The 24609-nt window shown below is 63.6% G+C and carries 26 protein-coding genes and 4 pseudogenes; 26 read left to right on the forward strand and 4 right to left on the reverse strand.

Going from position 1 to position 24609, the window contains the following annotated elements:
* Positions 1 to 228: 228 nt before the first annotated feature.
* From DC31_RS11105 to DC31_RS11150, 12 genes and pseudogenes are all read left to right on the forward strand, one after another.
* On the forward strand, positions 229 to 960 hold the full coding sequence (locus DC31_RS11105; RefSeq protein ID WP_036280060.1) for an SDR family oxidoreductase: 732 nt from the start codon (positions 229 to 231) through the stop codon (positions 958 to 960).
* A gap of 8 nt (positions 961 to 968) precedes the next feature.
* On the forward strand, positions 969 to 1682 hold the full coding sequence (locus tag DC31_RS19450; RefSeq protein ID WP_235201446.1) for an acyl-CoA dehydrogenase family protein: 714 nt from the start codon (positions 969 to 971) through the stop codon (positions 1680 to 1682).
* Positions 1664 to 2773, forward strand: a complete 1110-nt coding sequence (locus DC31_RS19455; RefSeq protein ID WP_235201447.1) for an acyl-CoA dehydrogenase — start codon at positions 1664 to 1666, stop codon at positions 2771 to 2773. Before DC31_RS19450 ends, DC31_RS19455 begins: the two co-directional genes overlap by 19 nt.
* Positions 2774 to 2806: 33 nt before the next feature.
* The gene (locus tag DC31_RS11115) at positions 2807 to 3955 is read left to right on the forward strand and encodes a thiolase family protein (RefSeq protein ID WP_036280063.1); all 1149 of its coding nucleotides are present in this window, start codon (positions 2807 to 2809) and stop codon (positions 3953 to 3955) included.
* Positions 3956 to 3964: 9 nt separating this feature from the next.
* Positions 3965 to 4417, forward strand: a complete 453-nt coding sequence (locus tag DC31_RS11120) for a MaoC family dehydratase (protein ID WP_036280066.1) — start codon at positions 3965 to 3967, stop codon at positions 4415 to 4417.
* Positions 4418 to 4427: 10 nt separating this feature from the next.
* On the forward strand, positions 4428 to 4925 hold the full coding sequence (locus DC31_RS11125; protein ID WP_036280069.1) for a MaoC family dehydratase: 498 nt from the start codon (positions 4428 to 4430) through the stop codon (positions 4923 to 4925).
* The gene (locus DC31_RS11130; protein ID WP_036280071.1) at positions 4925 to 5416 is read left to right on the forward strand and encodes a MaoC family dehydratase; all 492 of its coding nucleotides are present in this window, start codon (positions 4925 to 4927) and stop codon (positions 5414 to 5416) included. The genes DC31_RS11125 and DC31_RS11130 overlap by 1 nt, the downstream gene beginning before the upstream one ends.
* 159 nt (positions 5417 to 5575) lie before the next feature.
* Positions 5576 to 5869 (forward strand): annotated as a pseudogene (locus tag DC31_RS20555) (aldolase/citrate lyase family protein); the annotation flags it as partial.
* An 82-nt stretch (positions 5870 to 5951) separates the two neighbouring features.
* Positions 5952 to 6359, forward strand: coding sequence for an aldolase/citrate lyase family protein (locus DC31_RS19965; RefSeq protein WP_200872914.1), 408 nt, complete (start codon positions 5952 to 5954; stop codon positions 6357 to 6359).
* Positions 6360 to 6390: 31 nt separating this feature from the next.
* Positions 6391 to 7602, forward strand: coding sequence for a CaiB/BaiF CoA transferase family protein (locus tag DC31_RS11140; RefSeq protein ID WP_036280073.1), 1212 nt, complete (start codon positions 6391 to 6393; stop codon positions 7600 to 7602).
* 193 nt (positions 7603 to 7795) lie between these two features.
* Positions 7796 to 8547 (forward strand): annotated as a pseudogene (locus tag DC31_RS17060) (alpha/beta hydrolase).
* A complete protein-coding gene (locus DC31_RS11150) occupies positions 8544 to 9773 on the forward strand; it encodes an acyl-CoA dehydrogenase family protein (protein WP_036280076.1) in 1230 nt (409 codons plus the stop codon). Before DC31_RS17060 ends, DC31_RS11150 begins: the two are co-directional and overlap by 4 nt.
* Here the strand turns inward: DC31_RS11150 and DC31_RS17065 are convergent.
* Together DC31_RS17065 and DC31_RS11160 are read right to left on the reverse strand one after the other, a co-directional pair.
* Positions 9770 to 11119, reverse strand: a complete 1350-nt coding sequence (locus tag DC31_RS17065; RefSeq protein WP_051606804.1) for an MmgE/PrpD family protein — start codon at positions 11117 to 11119, stop codon at positions 9770 to 9772. The two genes, DC31_RS11150 and DC31_RS17065, sit on opposite strands and share 4 nt — an antisense overlap.
* Positions 11120 to 11134: 15 nt before the next feature.
* Positions 11135 to 12076, reverse strand: a complete 942-nt coding sequence (locus DC31_RS11160; protein ID WP_036280078.1) for an HpcH/HpaI aldolase/citrate lyase family protein — start codon at positions 12074 to 12076, stop codon at positions 11135 to 11137.
* 194 nt (positions 12077 to 12270) lie between these two features.
* Between DC31_RS11160 and DC31_RS18745 the strand changes: the two genes are divergently transcribed.
* From DC31_RS18745 to DC31_RS11205, 10 genes are all read left to right on the forward strand, one after another.
* A complete protein-coding gene (locus tag DC31_RS18745) occupies positions 12271 to 12651 on the forward strand; it encodes a TetR/AcrR family transcriptional regulator (RefSeq protein WP_051606806.1) in 381 nt (126 codons plus the stop codon).
* The gene (locus DC31_RS18750; RefSeq protein WP_200872915.1) at positions 12648 to 12926 is read left to right on the forward strand and encodes a hypothetical protein; all 279 of its coding nucleotides are present in this window, start codon (positions 12648 to 12650) and stop codon (positions 12924 to 12926) included. The genes DC31_RS18745 and DC31_RS18750 overlap by 4 nt, the downstream gene beginning before the upstream one ends.
* A gap of 32 nt (positions 12927 to 12958) precedes the next feature.
* Positions 12959 to 14467, forward strand: a complete 1509-nt coding sequence (locus DC31_RS11175; RefSeq protein ID WP_036280085.1) for a PAS domain-containing sensor histidine kinase — start codon at positions 12959 to 12961, stop codon at positions 14465 to 14467.
* The gene (locus tag DC31_RS11180; protein WP_051606809.1) at positions 14464 to 15108 is read left to right on the forward strand and encodes a response regulator; all 645 of its coding nucleotides are present in this window, start codon (positions 14464 to 14466) and stop codon (positions 15106 to 15108) included. Before DC31_RS11175 ends, DC31_RS11180 begins: the two co-directional genes overlap by 4 nt.
* Positions 15109 to 15260: 152 nt before the next feature.
* Positions 15261 to 16055, forward strand: a complete 795-nt coding sequence (locus tag DC31_RS11185) for an SDR family NAD(P)-dependent oxidoreductase (RefSeq protein WP_036280088.1) — start codon at positions 15261 to 15263, stop codon at positions 16053 to 16055.
* A gap of 75 nt (positions 16056 to 16130) precedes the next feature.
* Positions 16131 to 16595 (forward strand): thioesterase family protein, encoded by a 465-nt coding sequence (locus DC31_RS11190; RefSeq protein ID WP_051606810.1) that lies wholly within the window; start codon positions 16131 to 16133, stop codon positions 16593 to 16595.
* Positions 16596 to 16644: 49 nt separating this feature from the next.
* Positions 16645 to 16992: an NIPSNAP family protein gene (locus DC31_RS11195; RefSeq protein ID WP_036280091.1), complete on the forward strand. Its 348-nt coding sequence runs from the start codon at positions 16645 to 16647 to the stop codon at positions 16990 to 16992.
* 410 nt (positions 16993 to 17402) lie between these two features.
* The gene (locus DC31_RS19465) at positions 17403 to 17504 is read left to right on the forward strand and encodes a hypothetical protein (RefSeq protein WP_235201448.1); all 102 of its coding nucleotides are present in this window, start codon (positions 17403 to 17405) and stop codon (positions 17502 to 17504) included.
* Positions 17491 to 18165 carry a Fic/DOC family protein gene (locus DC31_RS11200; RefSeq protein ID WP_081813827.1) on the forward strand — a complete coding sequence of 225 codons (675 nt, stop codon included), beginning with the start codon at positions 17491 to 17493 and terminating at the stop codon, positions 18163 to 18165. The genes DC31_RS19465 and DC31_RS11200 overlap by 14 nt, the downstream gene beginning before the upstream one ends.
* 527 nt (positions 18166 to 18692) lie before the next feature.
* Positions 18693 to 19370, forward strand: coding sequence for an Abi family protein (locus tag DC31_RS11205; protein ID WP_051606811.1), 678 nt, complete (start codon positions 18693 to 18695; stop codon positions 19368 to 19370).
* Between the two features lie 106 nt (positions 19371 to 19476).
* Here the strand turns inward: DC31_RS11205 and DC31_RS11210 are convergent, their stop codons facing one another.
* Positions 19477 to 20034 carry a recombinase family protein gene (locus DC31_RS11210; protein WP_036280368.1) on the reverse strand — a complete coding sequence of 186 codons (558 nt, stop codon included), beginning with the start codon at positions 20032 to 20034 and terminating at the stop codon, positions 19477 to 19479.
* Between the two features lie 520 nt (positions 20035 to 20554).
* On the opposite strand from DC31_RS11210, the gene DC31_RS11215 reads away from it, so the two are divergent.
* From DC31_RS11215 to DC31_RS11230, 4 genes and pseudogenes are all read left to right on the forward strand, one after another.
* Entirely contained in the window at positions 20555 to 21721 is a 1167-nt protein-coding gene (locus DC31_RS11215; RefSeq protein WP_036280094.1) for a glutathione-independent formaldehyde dehydrogenase, read from the forward strand.
* Between the two features lies 1 nt (position 21722).
* Positions 21723 to 22292 carry a type 1 glutamine amidotransferase domain-containing protein gene (locus tag DC31_RS11220; protein WP_036280096.1) on the forward strand — a complete coding sequence of 190 codons (570 nt, stop codon included), beginning with the start codon at positions 21723 to 21725 and terminating at the stop codon, positions 22290 to 22292.
* Positions 22289 to 22591 carry a putative quinol monooxygenase gene (locus tag DC31_RS11225; protein ID WP_036280099.1) on the forward strand — a complete coding sequence of 101 codons (303 nt, stop codon included), beginning with the start codon at positions 22289 to 22291 and terminating at the stop codon, positions 22589 to 22591. Before DC31_RS11220 ends, DC31_RS11225 begins: the two co-directional genes overlap by 4 nt.
* 141 nt (positions 22592 to 22732) lie before the next feature.
* Positions 22733 to 23862, forward strand: a pseudogene (locus DC31_RS11230) (NAD(P)/FAD-dependent oxidoreductase).
* A 127-nt stretch (positions 23863 to 23989) separates the two neighbouring features.
* Here the strand turns inward: DC31_RS11230 and DC31_RS17675 are convergent.
* A pseudogene (locus DC31_RS17675) lies at positions 23990 to 24395 on the reverse strand (excinuclease ABC subunit A); the annotation flags it as partial.
* Positions 24396 to 24609: the final 214 nt, after the last annotated feature.

Genomic DNA, 24609 nt, shown 5'->3' on the forward strand with positions numbered 1-24609 from the left:
CCTCGGGTGTACCGCGCCTCCGGATTCATCCGCCACGGTGCGGATACCGTTCAGCTTGAGGCGTAAACATTTTTGTTGTCAACTAAAAACTAAGTAATCGCTACCTTGCTGTCAAGATCGCGACAAATGTCGCCGCAAAGGAAGGCGCGTTGCGCATAAAGTTGCTAGCCAGATACCAAATATTGTATGGTCAATCATGCACACTGCAGTGCACCGGAGAGGAACACCATGGGCAACATCGCCTTCAATTTCACTGGACGAACCACCGTCGTCACCGGCGCTGCACGCGGAATCGGGCTGGAGGTAGCCCGCGCATTCACTCAGGCTGGCGCACAGGTCGTCATGGCCGACTTCGACGCCGAAGTCCTCGAAGCCGCCGCCGCGGAGATTGGCGGCATCCCCGTTCAGGCGGACGTTTCCCAGACCGAGGATGCCGAGCGCGTCATCCAGACGGCGATCGAGCGCACCGGGCGGATCGACGTACTCGTCAACAACGCCGGCATCCTTCGCGACCGCGTGCTGTGGAAGCTGACTGATGACGACTGGGAGTCTGTGCTCGCCGTTCACGCCGGTGGCACGTTCCGCTTCACACGGGCGGCTATCCCCCAGATGCGTGAGCAGGGTTACGGGCGAATCATCAACGTCACCTCGTTCACCGGGCTTCATGGCAATTTCGGGCAGGCGAACTACGCCACGGCCAAGGCTGGCATCGTCGGCTTCACGAAGACCGCGGCCAAGGAGCTCGCCGGATTCGGGATCACTGTCAACGCGATCTCTCCGCAGGCGGCCACACGCATGACCGCGTCGATTCCGGAGGAGCGTATCCCCGAGCTCAGCGGGCCGATCCCGCGCTTCGCGGATCCCTCCGAGATCGCTACCGCGATCGAGTTCCTCGCCGCCGAGGAATCCGGATACATCACCGGCGTCGTCCTTCCGGTCGACGGCGGCGTCTCGATCTGAGGTTCACAATGCCTGACAACCCGACAATCTCCCGCCGCGATCTCGACTTCATCCTCTACGAGTGGCTGGATGTCGCATCTCTCACCGAGCGCGAGCGCTTCGCCGATCACTCTCGCGAGTCCTTCGATGCCGTCCTCGACCTCAGCGAGGAAATCGCTCGCGAGAAGTTCGCACCGCACTACAAGACGGTCGACTCCCATGAGCCGCACATGCTGCCAGACGGCAGCGTCGAGATGATCCCCGAAGTCGGGGAGGCGCTGGAAGCCTACGCGCAGTCCGGATTCTTCGCCGGAGCATTCGACGAGAAGCTCGGCGGCATCCAGCTTCCGACATCCGTCGCCCGCGCATCCATGGCGATCTTCACATCGGCAAACACCTCGACGTCGGGGTATCCATTCCTCACTCAGGCGAATGCAGCCGCGATCGTCGCGCACGGGAGTGCGGAACAGATCGACAAATGGGTACTGCCCATGCTCGAGGGCCGCTATTTCGGCACGATGTGCCTGTCTGAGCCCGAGGCAGGCTCCTCCCTCGCCGATATTCAGACACGTGCCGAGCCCCAGCCCGACGGTACCTATCGCGTCTTCGGACGGAAGATGTGGATCTCCGGTGGAGAGCACGAACTCAGCGAGAACATCGTGCACCTCGTGCTCGCCAAGATTCCCGGCGGCCCTGCGGGCGTCAAGGGAATCTCCCTGTTCACGTGCCCAAGCACACCGTGAACGATGCGGGCGAGATCGACGAGCGCAACGACGTGACCCTCGCCGGCCTCAACCACAAGATGGGCTTCCGCGGCTCGACGAACACGGCGCTGAACTTCGGCGATGGACCACACACCCCCGGTGGCGCCCCCGGCGCAATCGGATATCTCGTCGGTGAGCAGCACAAGGGCCTCTTCTACATGTTCCACATGATGAATGAGGCGCGCATCGGCGTCGGACTCATCGCGACAGCCCTCGGCTACACCGGCTACCTCCAGTCCCTCGAATACGCACGCGGTCGTCTCCAGGGTCGAACAGCATCAGCGAAAGATCCCTCCTCCCCGCAGGCTGCGATCATCGATCACGCGGATGTGCGGCGGATGCTCATCGCACAGAAGAGCTACGCGGAGGGTGCCCTGGCGCTCGGCCTGTACTGCTCCGACCTCGTCGACCGCCAGGACACCGCAGTAGATGATGCGGAGCGTGAGCGCTTCCGGCTATTGCTCGATGTGCTCACGCCTATCGCGAAGAGCTGGCCGTCGCAGTGGTGCCTCGCAGCGAACGACCTGGCCATCCAGGTCCATGGCGGCGCGGGCTACACGCGCGACTACAACGTCGAGCAGCTGTACCGCGACAACCGGCTCAACATGATCCACGAGGGCACCCACGGCATCCAGGGGCTCGACCTTCTCGGCCGCAAGGTCGTCATGGAGAACGGTGCCGCCCTGGATGCTCTCACCGAGACGGTGCGAGCATCGCTCGAACGAGCGAAGAGCGTCGGAGACGAGTCGCTCGCCGCCTTCGCGGCCGAGATCGGTGTTCGCCTCGACCGCGTTCTTGAGGTCACCCGCACTATCTGGGACGGCACGTCACCCGACGTCGCACTCGCCAATGCCTCGATCTACCTGGAGGCAGTCGGCCACCTCGTCCTCGCCTGGATCTGGCTCGAACAGAGCCTCGCAGCTCTCGGCAAGGAAGGATCCTTCTACGAAGGAAAGCACGTGGCGGCCGCGTACTTCCGCCGATACGAACTCCCTAAGATCGACGCACAACTCGATCTCCTCGCCAGCCTCGACCGCCTTACCGTGGATCTCGATCCAGCCTGGTTCTGACGTCGCAATCGCGACACAACGAAAGGACATCCCATGTCTCGTGAAGCAGTGATCGTCGAAGCAGTGCGCACACCGCTCGGCAAGCGCGGCGGATGGCTCGCCGAAGTACATCCCGCCGATCTGTCGGCCCATGTACTCAATGCGCTGGTCCAGCGCGCCAATATCGACGCGGCGCTCGTCGAGGATGTCATGTGGGGCTGTGTGAGCCAGATCGGCGAGCAGAGCTTCGACATCGCCCGCACTGCGGTGCTCTCGGCGGGGTGGCCCGAGCACATCCCCGGCGTAACAATCGACCGCCAGTGCGGTTCATCGCAGCAGGCCGTGAACTTCGCCGCTGCGAGTGTCCTGGCCGGACACTACGACATCGTCGTTGCCGGCGGTGTTGAGAGCATGTCGCGGATCCCGATGGGGTCCAACACCGCCGCGGGCGACAGCCCTCTCGGCAGGAGGTACCAAGAGCGCTACGGGAGTGCCTTCCCGAACCAGGGCATCGGCGCCGAGATGATCGCCGACGATTGGAAGCTCAGCCGCACCGATCTCGACCAGTTCTCCCTGGCCTCGCATGAGAAGGCGGCCGCAGCTGCGGATCGGGGCGCGTTCACGAGCCAGATCGCTCCCATCGAGACCTCAGCCGGCCTCATCGACAGCGATCAGGGCATCCGACGTGGCGGCACCCTCGAGAAGATGGCGACCCTTGCGACCTCCTTCAAGGAGAACGGCAAGGTCACCGCCGGAAACGCCTCGCAGATCAGCGACGGCTCCGCGGCCCTGCTCATCATGACCTCCGACAAGGCGAAGGAACTCGGCCTCACGCCGATCGCCGCGATCGACACGGTCGCGGTCGTCGGTGCTCCCCCGATGCCGATGCTCACCGGACCCATCCCCGCCACCGAGAAGCTTCTCGCTCGCAAGGGTATCTCCATCAATGACATCGGCACCTACGAGGTCAATGAGGCATTCGCCTCTGTCGTCCTCGCGTGGCTCCACGACACTAAGGCGGATGAAGCGAAACTCAACCCGCTCGGCGGATCCATCGCCCTCGGTCACCCGCTCGGCGGAAGCGGCGCCCGCATCATGACCACCATGCTCAATCACATGCGCGACAACAACCTCGAGTACGGTCTTCAGGTCATGTGCGAAGGCGGCGGGCAGGCCAATGCAACGCTGCTCCGTCTGCTGTAAGGAGAAACCATGACCACATTCACTTCGCTGGATGAGCTGCGAGCTGCTGTCGGTTCGGAGCTCGGAGCGGCTGGTCCCATCCTTGTGACGCAGGACCGGATCAATGGATTCGCCGACGTCACCGAGGATCACCAGTGGATTCACATCGACGCCGAGCGTGCGGCCGCCGGCCCCTTCGGCACCACCATCGCGCACGGTTATCTGACCCTGTCGTTCGTCGCACCGTTCCTGGAGAGCCTTCTCGTGGTTGAGGGTGTCAAAGCGACTCTCAACTACGGCCTCGACTCGGTCAGATTCCCCACTCCTGTTCCCTCGGGCTCGGAAGTCTCCGCGACGGCGGTTCTCGCTGAAGTCGCCGACAAACCGGGCGGGGCAGAGGTCCGAGTAAAGCTGACGATGACGATCCCGACCAGCCCTAAGCCCGTCTGCGTCGCCACCGTCGTCATGCGGATCGTCGAGTAAGGAGCAGCCGATGAGTAAAGATGACGCCCCCGACTTCGCGAGCTTCCCGGTACGCCGCCGCGGTTCGTACCTGGAGAAGTTCGAAACCGGACAGGAGTACGACCACCACTGGGGACGTACCCTCGATATCGGCGACAGCACTCTGTTCTCGACAACGCTGGCGTATTTTCTCCCTCTGTACCTCAATGAGGAATTCGCCCAGCACGAGGGACACCCTTCGCGTCCGATCAATCCGTTCCTGGTGCTCTGCACTGTGGTGGGAGTGTCGGTCGAGGATCTCAGCGAGTCCGCTGGCCCCTTCCTGGGAATCGAGGAATGCGAGTTCCCGACGCCGGTCTATGCGGGCGACACGATCCGCGCGCACTCGACCGTGCTCGACACCCGGCTCTCGGCCAGCCGACCGGGGCGCGGAATCGTCACCTGGCGCACGACCGGATACAACCAGCGCGACGAGGTCGTCGTGACCTACGTGCGCAAAAACCTGCTCGCGACCCTGGAGGAGCTGTGATGAAGACCGAACGCGCACTCACCCTCGTCGACGATGATGGCTGGTTCGAATCCTTCGAGGTCGGCGAACGCTGGCGACATGCTCGGGGCGCCACGGTGGACGAAGTCGAAAATCAGATGCTGACCAAGCTGGTGATGAACTCCGCCCAGGAGCACTGGAACGAAGCATCTATGCAGGGCTCCGAATGGGGCAGCTCCCGGATCGTCTTCGGACTCATCACCGGATGCTTGACGATCGGCCTCGCAAGTCAAGACACCGCCGAGCAGGCGATCCGCGAGCTCGGCCTCGACGCCATCCGCTTCACCTCCAGCGTCTATCACGGCGACTCGATCTACGCCTACACAGAGGTTCTCGAGAAGCGGCCTGCAGACCGCGACGACGCAGGAATCGTCGTCTTCCAGCATTGGGGCGCCACCTCAGACGGCCGACAGGTCTTCGAGTGCCGGCGCACCGTCCTCCTCAAACGTCAATCCCATTGGAGCCAGTCATGACAACACCTCTCTTTCCCGAGCCCACCACGCGAATGGGCGCCCCCTGCGCCGCCGCCGCTCGGAGCTGTCGACACCCGCCACGAACCTCAAGATGATGGCCAAGCTGCCGCCAGCGATGCAGACCTCGTCTTCCTCGATCTCGAAGATGCAGTCGCCCCGAACGCCAAGGGTGTGGCGCGGTCCCAGGCGGCCGAAGCGCTCAACACGCTCGACTGGGGAGACAAGACGCGTGCCGTGCGCATCAACGGCGTGACCACCCCGTGGTTCCTCGACGACATCACCGACGTGGTGCTCGGTGCCGGTGCGAATCTCGACATCTTCATCGTTCCGAAGGTCAAATCCGCCAAGGATGTCTGGTTCGTGGACACCCTGCTCAGCAAGCTCGAGGAGAAGGCAGGTCTCCCCGTCGGTCGCATCGGGCTGGAGGTGCTGATCGAAGAGGTCGAGGCGCTCTCCGACGTTGACGCCATCGCCGGCAGCACACCGCGCCTCGAGGCGATCATCCTCGCGTCGGCGATCTCGCCGCGAGCACGGTATGCGCTCCGCCCACATCGGCACCAGCGCGAACTACCCCGGCGACATCTGGCACTCCGCACGTGCCCGCCTCATCGTCGCGGCGCGCAGCCACGGCATCGATGCGATCGACGGCCCCTTCGGCGAGTTCCGCGAAACTGAGGGCTACCGCGAGCAGGCGGTCTGGGCGGCAGAGCTCGGCGCGGTCGGCAAGTGGGCCATCCACCCCAATCAGGTCGCCGTCGCGAACGAGGTCTACTCCCCCACCCAAGCGGAGATCGACCGCGCGCAGTACATTGTCACCTCCATGCGCGCGGCTGAGGCCGAGGGCGAAGGAGCAGTCGCGATCGACGGGATCATGGTGGATGCCGCGACTGCGCGCATCTTCGAAACCGTGCTCACCCGAGCTTCAGTGAACGGACAGATCTAATGCTCGCCCTCACCCCGTCCACCGTGCGATCATGAGCGGCCCCCTGGCAGGTCTGCGCGTCGTCGATCTGACGGCGGCGCTCGCAGGCCCCTACGGCACGATGATGCTCTCCGACCTCGGGGCGGATGTCATCAAGGTCGAGGCGCCGGGCGGCGAGGTCACGCGACGCGTTGGTCCGCTGCCCAAGCGCGACGAGGGTGAGGACGAGACCGGACCTACGCTCGGTGGATACTTCCAGAGCATCAACCGCGGCAAGCGGAGCATCGTGATCGACCTCAAGTCCGACGAGGGTCACGCGGAATTCCTCGCGCTCATTCGGACGGCTGACGTCCTAGTGGAAAACTTCGGCCCCGGCGTCGTCGATCGACTCGGAATCGGATTTGAGACCCTCCACGCGATCAACCCGCGCCTCGTCTATGGAACCCTGACGGGCTTCGGGTCACGATGGGCGGGCGAGAGTCCGTATGCCGAGTGGCCGGCAATGGACATCACCATCCAGGCGATGGCGGGTCCGCTGAGCGTGACAGGAACCGAATCGGGCGACCCGGTGAAGATCGGTCCCGGTGTGGGAGACATCTTCCCCGGTGCGCTGCTGATGACGGGAATTCTCGCCGCGTTACTCGAGGCGCGCACGACAGGTATTGGTCAGCAGGTCGACATCGCGATGTACGACGCCATCCTCTCCCTCACCGAGCGGATCGTGTACCAGTACTCGTACACGGACATCGTGCCGAAGCCCATCGGCAATACTCATCCGATCCTCACGCCATTCGACATCCTCAAGGTGAAGGATGGTTGGATCGCGATTGCGGCGACCACGCAGTTGCGCTGGGAAGCGCTCTGCCGCATCATGGGCAAGGCCGAGCTCATCGATGATCCGCGGTTCGTCACCGAGTTCGAGCGCTCGCAGCACCGAGACGATATCCGCGCCGTCCTCGACGAATGGACGGTCGGCTACACGCGGGCCGAGATGACCGAGATGCTCGGAGGGAAGGTCCCCTACGGGCAGGTCAACGATGTCCGCGACATCTTCGAGAGCCCGCATGCATGGGCGCGGGACATGCTCGTCGAAGTCGAGAATCCCAATGCGAGCCGTCCCGCCATCATCGCGGGGCAACCTCTCAAGTTCAGCCATTCAAAGCCCGATCCGCTGGTACGCGCACCCTTCCTCGACGAGCATGGCGATGCCATCCGACAGGAGATCGCGCAGCACGACTCATCGAAGGAGACCACCAATGAGTGATCGTGTCTTCCCCGACCCCTATCCGGCAAGCGAAGAGATCCGTACGCTCGTCGCGCGTCTGCGAGCGGCTCCATTCAAAGCGGACACGAAGACCGTGCCCGAGTTGCGGGACAATTTCGAAGGCTTCGCCTCGAGCTTCCACGACATTCCATCGTCGACTCGGTTTGAGCCCGTCGATGATGTGGAAGTCTCGATGGAGTGGGCGATAGCCGAAGGCGCCTCGACGGATGCCGTCATCCTCTACTTCCACGGCGGCGGTTACACCATCGGCTCGATCTCGTCCTATCGAGACCACTGCGCTCGGCTGTCGGCGATGACCGGCGCTCGCGTACTGTCGGTCGGCTATCGACTCGCCCCTGAGAACCGCTATCCCGCCGCACTCAACGATGCACGCACCTCATACGAGTGGCTGCTGGCTCAGGGCATCAGCCTGAGTGCATCCTGATCGCCGGCGATTCCGCCGGCGGCGGATTGTCTCTGGCGACGCTGGCTGCTCTCCGCGATGCAGGACGCCCTCTCCCCGCGGGCGCGGTGCTGCTCTCGCCGCTCACCGATATGGCGCACACCGGGGCATCCGTCGACGAGCGTGCGCATCTGGATCCGATCGTCACCCCGGAAGGCTCCCACGCCTACTCGACCCGCTATCTCGGTGAGGATGGCGACTTCGACCTGCCGTATGCATCTCCGGTGTATGCCGAGCTCGCAGGCCTCCCGCCCGTGCTCGTCGTCGTCGGCACGGAAGAGCTGCTGTTCGACGATTCCGTGCGCGTCGTGCGCAAGATCAAGGATGCCGGAGGTTCCGCAGACCTGGATGTCTGGCCGAACATGATCCACATCTTCCCGTTCTTCGCCTCGCAGATCCCCGAGTCGCAGCGAGCCATGGAGTACATCGCCCGGTTCGCCCGGCAACGACTCGGTCTTGAACAGACGGGAACATCACGATGAGCCGCAACGCCTACCGCGAGGCCGTCGACCTGCCCGCCTCGCCTCCTGAACTTCTTCCACCGTGGTCGACACCTGAGCGCCAAGCGATTCTCGCGGAGGCCAGGGCATTTACGGCCAACATCGTCCTCCCGTACGCGAACGTGCATGACCGGGACGAAGCAGCGATGCCCGCTGAGGTACTTCAGGGACTCGCGGAGCACGGATACTTCGGCATCACTGTTCCCAAGGAGTATGGCGGCCTCGGGCTCGGCGTGTTCGAGTACTGCATGATCGCCGAGGAACTCGGCCGCGGCTGGATGAGTGCGGCAAGCCTTATTGCTCGCGCCCAGGGCCTGGCGACCGCGTTCAGCGATCCGGAGCGCACCGAGCGCGCGCGCCGTCGCAGCGCGCGCGGCGAATGGATCGGCGCGGCAGCGTTCTCTGAGCCCGAGTCCGGATCCGACCTCGGATCGATCGAGACGGTCGCAGTTCGCGATGGCGACGGCTACCTCATCTCGGGCACAAAACGATGGTGCGGGAACGCCTTTGAAGGCGACTTCATCCTCGTGATGTGCCGGATTGTCGAGCCCGACGGAACCCGCGGACCGGTCGAGACCTTTGTGCTCGAAAAGGCCCGTAACAGCTTCCCCGTCGGTGTCACTGGCTCCCCGATCGACAAGATCGGCTACAACGGCATCATCAGCTATGACCTCGAACTGCGTAATGTGCGAGTCACGGATGCGGATATCGCCGAACCTTTCGGTTTCTCCGGTGCGGAGGGACGAGGGTTCGGAGCCGTCGAGAATGGCCTTAATGTGGCGCGAGTGCACACCGCTGCACGCGCCGTCGGACTCGCGCGCGCCGCTGTTGAAGACTCGATCAGCTATCTGCAGAAGCGTGTGCAGTTCGGGCATCCACTCGGCGATTTCCAGGCGCTCCGATTCGAGATCGCCGATATGGCTGCGCGGGTTGCGCAGGCCCGTGCGTTCTACCAGCAGGTCGCGCACCTCATGGATTCTGGTATCGCATGCGAGAAGGAAGCCGCGATGACGAAGCTTCTCGCGACCGAGATGTGCGTCGACGTCACAGGGCGTGCGCTACAACTGCACGGTGGAAACGGCTACACGCGAGACTTCCCGATCGAACGCTACTGGCGCGATGCGCGCCTGACGACGATCTTCGAGGGCACGAGCGAGATTCAGAAGAAGATCATCAGCGACCGGATCCTGCCGCGCGTGGCGCGCTAAAGGCCCTCGATCACCTCCTGCAGGATGCCTGCGGATTGCCCGGATGCGAGTCTGTGCGCCGCACCGAGGAGGCGATCGACGCCTTCCGAACCGATCTGCGCGTCACACAGGTCATGAGCCTTTGCGCGCAGCGCATCCCGCTGCTCACGCGGATGCTCTCGCCACTGCGGCGTACCAGCATTCGCCTCCGCGCTTCTGATGATGCCGTCGTCCAAGGTCACGGCCACCTTCGTCTGCGTCTTCGCATACGAGTCGTCGAAGGTGAGCGTCGTCGCATCCATCAAACTCCGCACCGTGCCTGACGGGCTGTAAGGCTCTGCGAACGATGCGGTCAGGATTGGTCCCTCGAGAGCGGCTGCCGTTGTGAACGCGACGCTGAACTTCGCTTCCTGTCCGGTCTTCGGATCAGGGATCGTGCAGACGGTGCGGGTGATCGGTGGCACAGTGATGTGCACCTTCCGCACGCGCGAAACATCGACCCCGGCGTCTTTCAAAAGACCGGCTGCCATGATCGCGCCGTGAGTGCCGAAGCATGCGGAGGAGAACTTGAACAGGAGCGAGCGGATGTACCAGGGCTCGCCGAACGCCTGAGAAAGTGAGGCTTCATCGACGCTGCTCGAATGTGTGGGCGCAAGCCCTTGCGGTCCGAACACGGTGTCAGCGGCCGGGCCGGCAAGGCCCGTGGCGGCCAGGAGCGCGGCGCGCAACCCGGTGCTCGCCGCATTACCGGCGTTGAGTGGCTTCCCTGCTGAGCCGAACACGGATTTCAGCCCGGATGCGCCGGTCGCGGCGTACGCGATGGCTGCGCGCAGCTGGCTCCGGTCGGCGCCGAGGACGAGAGACGCCGCGCATGCCGCCCCCAGCGCTCCCACGATCCCAGTGGTGTGAAATCCGACCTCGTAGTGCGAGGGGCTGATGGAGAGTCCAACTCGCTCCTGGAGCTCGTAGGCGGCCGCATACGCCGCCAACAGCTTCTCGCCCGATACCTCGCGACCGGCGGACGCGGACAGCAGCGCCGGCACGATCGCGACGGAAGGATGCGCGCCTGAACCAGGAGCCCAGTCGTCGTAGTCGAGGGTGTGGGCCGTGATGCCGTTCACGAACGCTGCAGTGACCGGGTCGCGGGACTCCTGAGTTCCCCAGATGCGCACTGCACCTTCGTCGGGGAAGGCGCGGCGGGAGGCCGCCGCCTCGGGTGCCTGCGTTCCCCCGATCGCACAGATCATCGCGTCCGCGATCGCCTGCGCCGCTAGCTCGGCGATGTCGGAAGGGAGCGGCGCTTGCGCGACCCGAATCGCTTCCTCCACGAGGAAATCGAGACGGTCAGCGTCTTTCTGCGTGCTCATCGAGTGGCAGCCGATTCAGGCGTCCCTCAAGGTGCGGATGAGCCCGGCACGTCGGCCCTTCAAAGCTGTCATCTCCGCCATCTTGCGGCTTGCTTCGTCAATCATCTCGTCGCCGAGCATGACCGCGCCGCGGCCGCCGCCAGCCTCAGAGGTGTGGAAGGCATAGGTCTCGAGAATCTGTTCCGCCCGGTCGTATGAGGCCTGCTGCGGGGCGAAGATGCGGTTGCCGGCGTCGATCTGAGACGGATGCAGCACCCATTTGCCGTCGAATCCGAACGCGACGGCTCGCTCTGCCGCCTTCTCGAATCCGGACAGGTCGCTGATCACGCCGTAGGGGCCGTCGATCACCTGCACACCGTGTTTGCGCGCGGCGATAGCCAGGAGCACGAAAACGGTGTCCAGCGGTGCATAGCCGCCCAGGGAGTTCTCGCCGATCGTCAACGACGGCAGTTGCATGGATGCCATGAAGTCCCCCGGTCCGAAGATGAGCGTCTCCACTCGGGGGCTCCCGCCTGCGAGCTCGTCGGCGATGCTGAGACCGGACGGGCCCTCGATCTGGACTTCGATGCCGATACGGCCTCGCTCGAGACCATGGCGCTGCTCCAGCTGATCGAGTGACGTGTCCAGCCAGTGCAGATCTGCCAGGCGCTCGACCTTCGGGAGCATGATGCAGTCGATGCGCGAACCTGCACCGGCGACAACGGTCTCGAGATCTTCGAATGCCCAAGCCGTCGACGCGTCATTGATGCGCACTGTCACGGTCTTGCCCGTCCAGTCCCCCTCGAGCAACGCCTTCACGATCGCCGCGCGCGCATCTTCCTTCGCGGCGGGGGCCACGGCATCCTCAAGATCGAGAAACACAGAATCGGCATCAAGAGTCTGCGCCTTGGCGAGCATCTTTTCGCTGCTTCCGGGCACTGCGAGAACAGTCCGTCGGGATCGAATCGGTCGAGACATGTCAGGGACTCCCATCCTGCCGGCTTCGCCGCCGACACCCGCCAGGCTATCGACCGACTTGGACTCGACCGGTCACAGAGCGGCGATTAGAGACGGATGTCGCTCCGGCCCCGCGACGCGGGTCGCGTCGAATCCCCTTTCCGAGGCGCAAAGAGTATCCTGGCAACTACCATTTAGAATCCAGAGGAGCCGGGATGTCATCGGAGACAGCCACTGAGAACGAGACCGCATCACAGCGACCTCGTATGAGCCAGCAGAAGCGTTCATCCATTTCCACGCGCAAGCTTCTTCAAGCCACCGCGGACCTGATCGCGGAGCGGGGCTACGAGGGAACCACGCTGATCGAGATCGGCAAGCGCGCTGGCTACAGCCACGGGCTCGTCACCCGTCGATTCGGCACCAAAGCGAACCTCGTGCAGTCGCTCATCGCCACTCTGTCCAAGCGTTTCGGGCACGTCGAGATGTCGCAGACGGTCGGTGACGCGGTGGGAATCGACGCGATCGAGACGCTGCTGCTTTCGATCCGTGTGAACGCCGAGGAGTCGCCGCAATCACTGCGGGGGTTCTACGCGTGATGTTCGAATCGCTGAAACCCGCGGTCGGGTTGCAGGAGTACATGGTCAGCATCCATCGAGACTTCTTGACCGACGTCGAAACTGTCGTCAGCCGCGGCTCCGAAAATGGTCGTCTCGCTGATGGTGCGGATCCCCGTGCGCTCGCCGAAACGATGATGAATCTGCTTCGCGGTCTCGCGTTCCGGTGGCTGCTCGATGAAAAGGAAGTCGACATGCTCGCAGGCATCGACAGCATCCGTCGCACGATGAACACTCTCGCCGCACCCGCAGACTGACCGCGCCCGCTGGGCGCGCTCGAGGGAGAACAATGGCAACCGAAATCGAGAGACTGCTCGACCAATCACCCGAGCCGCACGCGATCATTGATGCCGAGGGCAGATATCGATACATCAGCCCGGCGGCCCGCGAGATCCTCGACGGCAGGGAGTCACGCATCGGTGATCCATCACCGTTCAGCGACGCCCGCTCTCAAGAGTTCCACGGTAGAGTGCGGCACTCCCGGATCGGGTGGACCGCTGTCGAATTCTCCCGTGTTCCTTTCGAATCCGAAGGCGTGGAGCACTTCCTGATCCGATTCGAGCCCGTGCACGGGAAGTCACGTCGCGAAAGACAGCTCGACGCGATCGTCGCGGTGGCGGGGGCATTGAGCGAGGCAGATCAACTTGATGCCGCACTCAGCCGGTTGGCACGCGAAGTGCGCACAGCCGTGGACTTGGAAAGCTGCGCGCTGACCCTGCTGGAGCCGGATCTCCGAGTGCGGATTGCAGGAACAGCGGGGTTACCCGAGGATTACGCGGAGAAACTTGAGGCATGTCGCCAGCGAGGTGCACCGCTTCTCACCGTGCGCGCTGTCGAAGACGATCAGGTCATCATCGATCCGCAATGGCGCAATTCCATCCTTGCCGACCAACGCTGGGCCCCGCTGCACGAGACGATCCGAAGCCTCCGCATCGGAACCCTGATTGCCGCACCGCTTCATGTGCGTGACCCCGAGGGAAAGGACGAGGTCCTCGGCGCTCTCACGGTGTTCTGTCGCGAGGATGTCGAGCTCGGCCACGACGATATCGCGTTCTTGCGCGCGATGACGGACTACGCGTCAATCGCGATCTCGAATGCACGGATGTTTCGTCGGCTACGCGAGCAAGGTGCGCAGGACGAACGGCTCCGGCTCTCGCGCGAGCTGCACGATTCCGTCACTCAGGAGCTTTTCTCCCTCTCGCTTCGCACACGTGCACTCGCTCGCTGGCCCCAGGTGAAGGCGGATCCTGTGCTGGCGGAAGAGGTCGGCGACCTTTATGAACAGTCCCGCCGAGCACTCGACCAGATGCGCGCGACCATCCTCCGCGGCCGAGCAGTCGAGGTCGGCGCGGTGGGCGTGGTGCAGGCGTTGCGGACACAGTGCGCACAGCTGGATCTTCCTCCGGGCCTGAAGGTGGAGGTGCACGCCCACGATGAACCGAGCACGCTGGCGCCCGAACTGCAGGACGACGTCTTCCTGCTGGCGATGGAGGCAGTGCGTAACGCAGTCAAGCACTCCAATGCGTCACGGATCACCGTCGAACTCGCGCGAGGTATCGACGATCCCACGGCACTCCGTATCGTGGTGATCGATGACGGCGACGGGTTCGTACGCTCGCGTCGAAGCGCCGGAGCAATAGGGCTCGATGCGATGCGCGAGCGCGCTGAGGCGCATGGTGGCACACTGACGCTGACGTCGGAGCTCGGTCACGGGACCACGGTCACGTCCGTGTTCCCGGCCGCATACAGTGTCACCGGCGCGAGCGCCGGTGAAATAGCCCAGGAGAACACACCGTGACCGAGATCACCATCGTCCTCGTCGACGACCATGCCATGGTCCGAAAGGGACTACGCGCCTTCCTCGACACCGAAACCGACCTCGCCATCGTCGGCGAAGCGGCTGACGGTCGCGAAGCGATCGCCGTGGTTGACACGCTGTCACAGACACGGGCGCCGGACGTCGTTCTGATGGATCTACTTATGCCGGGCCTCGACGGTATCAGCACGATCCACCACCTACGCGAGCTCTACCCGGACCTCAAGATCGTCGCGCTGACGAGCTCCACCGACGCGGCGACCGTCAACGGGGCGATGAGCGCCGGGGTCAACGGTTACCTGCTGAAGAACGCCTCTCCGGAGCAGGTTGCGGAGGCTGTGCGAACTGCCGCCCGCGGTCAGGCTCACATCGATCCGCAGGTCGCGATGACGGTGGCGAACTCCGCACGTGGCGCCGCGCTGCCGATTCTGAGTGAACGAGAGACAGAAGTGGTGACTCTGCTCGCACGCGGATTCTCAAATCAGCAGATCGCTGACACGCTGTTCTTGAGCGAGCGCACGGCTCGCACACACGTGAGCCACATCATCTCCAAACTCGGCCTCGACTCGCGCATTCAGGTTGCACTATGGGCCATTCGTGAGGGCATTGTCACGGTCTCGTAGCCTCTCGACCGAAATGCAGGCGAGACAAGTGTCGCGTATGCATCAGGACCTTCGTACGACGCTGTGCCTCGCTGATTCCTGTTGGCTAGGTCCATGGCCGAATGACGGCTCTTGGCCGAAAGCCGGCCGATGATTGAGACGAGGATGTTTCGATGGGTGATCAGCTGCAGGGAATCAGGGCGATTGTGACCGGCGCTGGACGAGGAATCGGCCGTTCCGTAGCGATTCGCTTGGCTGAGCAGGGCGCGGACGTCGCCGTGGTCGACATCAATCTTGAATCGGGCAAAGACATCCCCGGCGAAGCTGACGAGCCTACGACCGAGGCGATCAAGGCTCTGGGACGCCGAGCCATCGGCATCCAGGCAGATTTAACCGACCCTGCTGCGGCAACGCGAATCATCGCCAAGGTCGTCGACGCGTGGGGTGGAATCGACGTGCTCGCGAACATCGCCGGCGGTGCGGTGACACCCTTCGCTCGAAGCAACGCGAGCACCATCCCCGTCGAGGACATCCGCCATATTCTCGATGTGAACCTGATGTCGGCGATCTACATGTGTCAGGCAGCGGTTCCTGTGCTTCGGGAGTCGTCGCGCGCAGCGATCGTGAACACGACGTCGCTCTCGGCATCCGTCGCCCATCCGGGCGGGAAGCTCGCGGGATACGGAATGTCGAAGATCGCGCTCGGGTACTACACGCGTGCGCTCGCCGAGGAGGTGGGGCCGGACGGTATCCGAGTGAATGCTGTCGCTCCCGGCTACACCATGACAGGACGCGTTCGTGCAAACTCCGTCGATACCGGGTTCGCCGAGAAGGCCGAGGACGTGGCGCTTCGCCGCCTCGCGACACCGGAAGACATCGCCGATGGCGTGGTCTTTCTTGCTTCGTCGAACTCCTCTTATGTCACTGGGCACACGCTCTCCATCGACGGTCAGACCAGTGTCCGCTGAGCCAGCATCGTGAGGGAAAAAGGTGAAGCTGACCTGCCTCGTGAAAGAATTCCGACGTATCAACAGTTGGGAGCATTGCCAGCCTCGGAGCGCCTGACCGTCCTGCCCGCGCAGATCGACGACCGCGAGCACATGAACATCCGACATTACTTCGATGCGGCGGCGAAGGTAATTCTTGACACCTGCGAGTTCCTCGGGCTCGATGGACACTATCGCGACGAGCACGGCGCTGACGTCTTCACAGCAGAGCATCACATTCGCTACTTCTCCGAGTTGCGGCTCGACGATTCATACTCGACCCGTATTCGTATCGACGCAGCATCAGATAAGGCACTTTGCATGACTGCGTACCTGGTGGATGAGACACAGAATCGTCTGGCGTGCACACTTGAGTCGACGCTCGTAAACGTCGATCTCGCGACGCGGCGCGCGAAGCCATTCACGGCAGAGGTCGCGCAGCAGATCGACGCCACCCTGCGCACCCATGACCTGCTGCCCTGGAAACTTCAGGGTTATGGTCGTCTCACGAGTGTCAGCTAAGCCTGCGACGCAGTGAGGTGCCGCGAACCCTCGTTCCGAAAGAGAACCCATGCTTTACGAGATTCGTCGCTATCAGACACTTCCAGGACTCCGGAGTGAATGGGTGCAGTACATGGAGGATGTGATCATCCCCATTCACGTCGCCGCCGACGTCAAGGTGGTCGCCACGTTCACCGACCTGGACGATGACGATGGCTTCGTGTGGGTTCGGGCCTTTCCTGATGAATCAGCACGAAAGGCCGCCTACCGCGGGATCTACGAGTCGGAGCACTGGAGGGCGATTGTCAGCCCGCGCGTCCGTGAGTTCCTGGTCAAGGATTCGACGACGATGATGAGCGTGCAGTCCACCGCGAAGTCGCCGCTCGACCAACACTTCTTCGGTACCGAGCCTGTATGAGTGAACGCCAGATTCCCCGCAGCGGGAACCGCTTTATTTGAACCCCATCTTTCGCGACCAGACTCATCCGGATTGACTCAGGAAGCCCGGATTCACGCGGATTTGTGATCTGGAAGATCTGGGCTCAGCCCGTCCCAGCGGGGTTGGTTCTTGTTCAGTTTGACGCAAAATGTGGGCAGGAATCCTGAGGACTCCAGGGCACGCGTTTCGCCTTCAGAATCATTCTCCCGCACCTAGCGGTCGCCGCCAGCGGGTCGCAATCCACAGGCTGACCCATCGCCCAAAAACTTCCACGCCCACTACTCACCGAGTAGAATCAGATGGACGGATGGAGAAACCATGACCATCACTGAAGCACGAGCCTTTCAGGTAGAAGCCGCGATCCACAGCGCCGAGATCGAAGGCTGAGCGTGACGCCCGACACTCGCGCCGATGCTGACTCGTACATTGCGGGCACCATCGATTCACACGAACTCGTCGATCGAGTACGTGCCCGGTATGGCCTCTCCTGATTTCGTCGACCCTTACCTGATTCCCGGAAGCGACGTCCTCCGAAACCTTGTGGGCGCCACATCGGCGTCAGAACTCTCGTTCGCAGAAGCCGACTTGTCCTTCGCGCGAGCGCTCCAGCTCCTCGAAGCACCAGCGCCAGCAACCAACGACCTCCGCGAACTGCAGGCAATTCATTCCCACCTGTTCCAGGACGTCTACGACTGGGCCGGTGAGCTGCGCACGGTCGACGTGCGCAAGAACGTCCCCGGTGCGGAGTTCTTTCTCCCCTACGGGTTCATCGAAAACGCCGCAGAGATCTGCTTCCGAGAGCTCGCCGAAGAACGACTCCTCGTCGGACTGGGTCGAACGACATTCATCGAACGCCTGGCCTCCCACTACGAGAAGATCAACTACGTCCACCCGTTCCGTGAGGGCAACGGCCGCACCCAACGCTTCTTTTGGAACCGAGTGGCACTTCAAGCAGGCTGGCAGCTCGACTGGCGCCCCGTCCACTGCGAAGAGAATCACACAGCCGCTCGAGTCGGATCAGACGAACAGGACCTCGGCCCACTGATTCGAATGTTCGACAAGATAGTGACCGAGCCTCAGGAGCTCGGATCAGACACATGGGCGACGCAAGAAATCCAACGACTGTCGATCACACTGCCCGAGACTGGTTAGACGACCCCAACCGAATCTCCACCACTCCACGGGACGTCACCTTTGTTCAGACCACAAGCCGAGCTCGAGCTTCGCGAGCGCCTGCACCATGTGCTCGAACTGTTGCCAACCCATCCTGTTGAGTTCGTAGTGGCCCACGCGCATCCTCTCAACCATTCAGGTCGCGACGGCGATCCGCCACTCCGGATCAGGCTACTGGCAACAGAGCGGAGGATGCCCCGAGGTCACCGCTCATGGTGAGGATGCGTCTGCGTTGGTTAGTCAGCGATCTGTTGACCAATTGCCGGTGCTCGCCGCGAGAGAACCCGCTCGGTCCCCTGGGGACATCAGATGCCGGTCGCGGCGCTGAAAATAAGAGAGGTCTGCGGCTCTGTGCGAGCCGCAGACCTGAATCTGAATCCGTATGGTGCCTAGCTAAGCCAGAGGGCCGAGACCACCGGAGTTCCCTCATTATCGCACCTTTACAGGCAGCTCGCTACCCTATGGGATGATGCCGGTGTGCAGCTTTCACAGACGACAGCAGAACAGTGGCTCTCTCACCCTCGACTGCACGTGTACCTGCATGCGCGTCCGGGAATCTGGATGACGCGCTCGACCTCTACGACTGGAACGCGGCAGTCGCCGCGGCGTGTCTGCGCGACGTCGGCCATTTCGAGGTCCTGATTCGCAATCGCTACGCGGCTGTTCTGAACCAGCACTATCCAGACTGGACCTTCCCCTCGAACGCCCTGTGGACCATCGAGGCAGGTATCCCCCAGACCCGCACGAAGCAGCGGAAGCTAAATCAAGGTTCGGCGAACATGGTGCGCAAGGCGCGGAACAAGACCACACCTCCTAGCGCCGGCCACACGATCGCAAACCTTCAGTTCGGGTTCTGGATGATGCTCACCGCGGCTCCTCGAGAAGTGACGATCTGGACGCCGATGCTGTCGCCGTCTTTCCCTGGCCGGTCTCGCGGCTATGTGCATGACCGGATGGAGAAGTTGAACGACTTCCGAAACCGGCTCGCTCACTGGGAACCGGTGTTCAGCACCACCACCGGCCTCGCTGCCCGTCTCAGCGAATTCGACCGCTTCCTCACCGAAGTGGATGCGGATGTGGCGCGGTGGGTCGGTGAGCGGTCGACCGTCGTGGAGACGGTGACACAGTGCCCAATCCCGGCCCTGAACATGGTGGCACCCACCTACCTGGGCAAAGCCCCCTGATCGATGCGGGCGGCCAGGAAGGTCGCTTTGCGGCAAAGAAACGCTCCGCGCGTTTGTAGGCACCGAGTCGGCGTCGCCGCCCGCCTCAAGTTCGCTGCGGGTGCCTCTAGCGATTGAGCGCGCGGCGAACACTAGTAGCACCGACTCCGAGCACGCGGGCGATGCTCTCCCAGCTCTGATGCTCGGCGCGCATGCGCGCGGCGGTCGCGATCCGTTCGGCCGTCATCACGCTCGGTCGGCCGCCGACGCGACCCTGGCTGCGGGCGTAGTCCAGCCCGCGAGTCGTGTTCTCTCGGATCGTGTCGACGCGGAGCTGCGCGAACACGGCGACGATCCCGTAGAGGACGCGACCCATCGGTGTCGTGGTATCGATCATTGGCTCGGTGAGGCTGACGATGTTCACTTGTCGGGCGTCGAGATCCTGCAACGTCTCGATCAGGATGCGCTCACTGCCGGCGAGGCGATCGAGTCGGCGCACTTTGAGGGTGTCTCCCGGCCGGAGGTAGTCCAGGCAGGCAAGCCACTGAGGGCGGTCCGCGACGCGGCTGGACTCGCCGTGGTCGACGAACACACGTTCACAGCCGGCCGAGCGCAGCTCGGCCTCCTGCGCGTCCGGGTTCTGCTCGCGCTTGGAGACTCGGGCGTAGCCGACTTGGTGTGCCATGCCGAAAACGGTACTGCCGATGTTCCGGCGCGATTCGGTTTCGGCAGGGAGTTTCGGCGGATCAATCCGCGGCGTGTCGTGCACCTGGTCGCCGACATCGACCGGCCTGCCGAAAACGATCGTTTGCGGTGGCGCTCGGCTTCCTGCCCAGCCAGCGCAAGCGGCGCGCAACTCGCCGCTGATTCGCACAGCCGCGTTGGTTGGCACAGGGCCGCGCTGACGACCGCGGTCGTGACGCTTACCCCTTTGCGGTACCGGCTCATCATCAGAACCGCTGTCAGCGTCACGATGATAACGAGCACAAGGACGAATGGCGCGACCACCGCAAGCGTGTACAGAGCGTATGCCCTGGGATCGAGCATCGGACCCGGGCACTATACCGGCTCGATCGCGACACATCAACCCAAGGCGAGCCCCTTGACACGTGGTTCCTGGGGGCGTTTGCTGTCTAGCGATGGGGCCGGCGTCGGAGAGGCCTTGCCAGAAAGACATCGAGCGACACAATCGGATCGGAGTAGACATGAAAGCAGTGGTGTACGAGGGACCCCGTCAGGTCAGCACGAAGGACGTCCCGGACGCGAAGATCGAGCGACCCACCGATGTCCTGGTCAGGGTAACGACGACGAACATCTGCGGCTCGGACCTCCACATGTACGAGGGGCGGACCTCCTTCGAAGTAGGCCGGACGTTCGGTCACGAGAACATGGGGGAGGTCATCGAAGTCGGTAGCGGCGTGGAGAAGGTCAGGGTCGGAGACCGGGTTGTGCTCCCGTTCAACATCTCGTGCGGATTCTGCAAGAACTGCGAACGCGGCCTGACCAACTACTGCCTCACCACCCAGCCCGAACCATCATTCGCCGGAGCGGCCTATGGGTTCGCCGACATGGGTTCCTATGGCGGTGGCCAAGCGGAGCTGCTCCGCGTGCCTTTCGGTGACCACAACGCGCTGCGTTTGGGCGAGGATGCGGAGGAGAAGGAGAACGACTACGTCATGCTCTCTGACATCTTCCCCACCGGCTACCACGCCACCGAGATGGCCGGCGTGATACCCGGCGACAGCGTTGTGATCGCTGGGGCGGGTCCGGTCGGATTGATGGCCGCCCTGTCCGCGATGATCAAGGGCGCAGCAAAGGTGATGGTGGTCGATCGCCACCCTGACCGGCTCGCGCTGGCCGAGCAGATCGGTGCGATTGCCATCGACGACTCCAAGGTCGACCCCGTGCAGGCTGTGCTGGACGAGACGATGGGGCTCGGAGCTGACCGTGGTTGCGAATGCGTGGGCTACCAGGCCCACGATCCCCAGGGCAACGAGGACACCGCCGCCACGCTGAACATGCTCATCAACTCGGTCCGCTTCACCGGAGGAATCGGCACCGTTGGCGTGTTCATCCCCCAGGACCCGGGGGCCAAGGGCGAATTGGCCAAGCAGGGCAAGGCAGCCATCGACTTCGGCACACATTGGCTCAAGGGGCAGACCATGGGAAACGGTCAAGCCCCGATCAAGCGGTACAACCGCCGGCTGCGAGACTTGATCGCGGCCGGCAAGGCGACCCCTTCCTGGATCGTCTCCCACGAAATCTCGCTGGACCAAGCCGCCGATGCCTACAAGAACTTCGACGCCAGGTCCAAGGGTTGGACGAAGGTCCTCATCAAGCCCGGCATGTCAAGCGGAAAGAAGGAAAACTGAGATGGCAGCAGATCTTCAGGGCAAGAGGGTCGCGATCCTCGCGGCCGACGGAGTCGAACGCGTTGAGCTCGAGCAACCCCGCGAAGCACTGGAACAGGCCGGCGCTCAGACCGAGGTCCTCTCGATCCACGACGGCGAGATCAAGGCCCGTAAGAACGATCTGGATGAAGCGGGCACGTTCACCGTCGACGGGTTGGTCGCCGACGCCTCGGTGGGCGACTACGACGCCCTGCTGCTTCCCGGCGGCACGGTGAACCCCGACCAGCTCCGGGTCGACAAGGACGCCGTTTCCTTCGTCCGCGACTTCGTCGAGAGTGGCAAGCCCGTGGCGGCGATCTGTCACGGGCCTTGGACGTTGATCGAGGCTGGCGTGGTCGGAGGTCGCACCTTGACGTCCTTCCCGAGCATCCGCACGGATCTGCGCAACGCCGGTGCGGAGGTCGTTGACCAGGATGTCGTGGTTGACGGGAACCTGATCACCAGCCGCTCACCCGACGACCTGCCTGCGTTCTGCGATACGATCGTGGCGAAATTTGCGAGCAATTCGACCCAGGAAGAGGTGATGTCATGAGCGTGACGAAGGGACTGCTTGTCAGGCTGGAGGCCCTGCCCGGCAAGGAAGACGAGGTCCAGGAATTTCTCGGCATCGGGCGAGGGCTCGTCGAGGAGGAACCGGCCACCATCGCGTGGTTCGCGATCCGTCTCGGCCCGTCCTCATTCGGGATCTTCGACGTGTTCCCCGATGACGCCGGCCGCGACGCGCACCTGTCTGGCGCGGTTGCGACCGCTCTCGGCGAGCAGACGGGCAAACTGTTCAGCGAACCGACGATCGAGAAGCTCGACGTTCTGGGCTCCAAACTCCCCGCCTGACACCACAGACCGGGAGTACTGGCCCAGAAAGGAGGGGTCGCTGCGCGCGGTGACTTCGGGCTTACACAGCCCGCTGACGTCGTGGCAGCGGCCCCTTCTCTTGCGGCCTATCGCTAATCGCCAACAGATCGGGGAACCGCGATGACAGGAACTGACGACGGCGTTGCCACGACGCGTTCACCCGAGGTAGCAGTGATCGGGGGCGGGATCGTCGGTCTGTCGACGGCGTACGCGCTGCGGGAGCAGGGCGTGCCGGTGCGCTTGTACGAGGCTGGTCTGCCCGGGACGGGTCAGTCCGCAGGCGAGGCGCGGATCTTCCGGCATGCCCACGACGACCCGCGACTCGTCGCTTTCGCGCGCGAAGCCGCGGCGTATGGGATGAGTGGGCCGAACACTTCGACGTCGAGCTGGTCTCATCAGACGGTGTCCTGGCGATCGGAGACAGCGCCCTGGCGCGGCTGCGGGTGCTCGACCAGGTCGGCGGCGTGGAAGCGCACGAGATCGACGCGGCCGAGGTCGCCCAGCGGATGCCGCTGCTCGCTGGGTACTCGGGGCCAGCGGTGCTCGACGAGTCGGGCGGCGCGATCCGCACCCGCGCCGCGATCACGGCACTCACGGGTGCCCTCGCAGATGCGGTCACCACCGGTGAGGTCATCTCCATCGATCCCCGCGCCGACGGGACGGTCGAGGTGCGCAGCGTCACCGACCGGGCTGTCTACTCCAAGGTGGTCGTGTGCGCCGGCCGCGAAACCGCCCGCCTGGCACGCAGCGTCGGCCTGTCGCTGCCGGTTCGCCTTGCCGCACACGTCAGGCTGACCTTCGAGGTGAAAGCCGCCGCCCCGGCACGAGTCGCGTGCCTGCAGGACAGCAGCGGCGTCTTCGGCGAAGTCGGCGTCTACGCGACGCCGCTACCGGGCAACAGCAACTATTCGGTCGGACTCAGCGACACCGTCGGCGTCCGCGACGACGGAACTTTCATCGACCCGGCGGCGATTCGATCGCTGGACGAACGCGCACGCGAATACGTGACACGGGCGCTGCCCGGTCTCCACCCAGAGCCGCGCGACTTCCTTCACTGCTGGGTGACCGACCTCCCGTGGAGTGAGGACGGCGTGGCCGTGTGGGAGGCAGGCTCTGTCCTTTTTGTGGCCGGTCACAATTTGTTCAAGCAGGCACCTGCGCTGGGTCGCGCTCTTGCCCGGGCTGCGACCGGCGGCGGTCTCCGCGCCGAGCTCACGCCCGAAGCGCGCCTCGGCGAGGCCCAGAGCTAGGGCGTGTCTCCCAATCGCGGGGGGGTGACCCGCGATTCTGGCCGGCAAACTGTTCAGCGAACCCACGATCGAGAAGTTGGACGTCCTGGCCTCTAAGCTCCCCGCCTGAGACTACGACCTCGTCGAGTCACGATGGGGTCACGTTGGTGGCTGCGTGCAGTGCGGCGGTGAGGTAGCCCGCGGAAGCACCGACACCTTTGTCCGCGACGTGCTCGTGCGTGCCAGCTGCAACCACGGTCCCGCCAGCGTCGCCCGCACCGGACCCTAGATCGATCACGTGGTCGGGCCACTGCGATGACACGCATATCGAGCTCTGCCGCGACGACAGTATTACCCGCCTCGACGAGCGTCTGCAGATGCGCGACCAGACGATCCGTGTCGGCGCAGTGGAGCCCGGACGTTGGCTCGTCCAATACGTACAGCGTGTCCCCACGCTGCGCACGCTGCAACTCGGCCGCGAGCTTGACGCGCTGCGCCTGTACTCCGGAGAGCTCGGTTGCCGGTTGACCCAACCGGAGGTAATCGGGTCCAACGTGCCGACGGGAGCATAGGGAGCAATGAATAGATCGCCTTGCTCCGCCGAAGCCTTCTCTCCGGCTATGCATAGCGTGACATTCGAAGAACTCGACCAGGTGAGCCCGACGCTTGCCCCTCGTGGAGGGTTCAGCACGGCGGAGGAACCGGTGCGAGACATCGTCGTGAAGATCGCGGAACCTGTAGGGACCGTCGCTGAAGAAGAGGCAGCGA

The organism is Microbacterium sp. CH12i, assembly GCF_000685355.1.
In the GTDB taxonomy this organism is placed as follows: Bacteria; Actinomycetota; Actinomycetes; order Actinomycetales; family Microbacteriaceae; genus Microbacterium.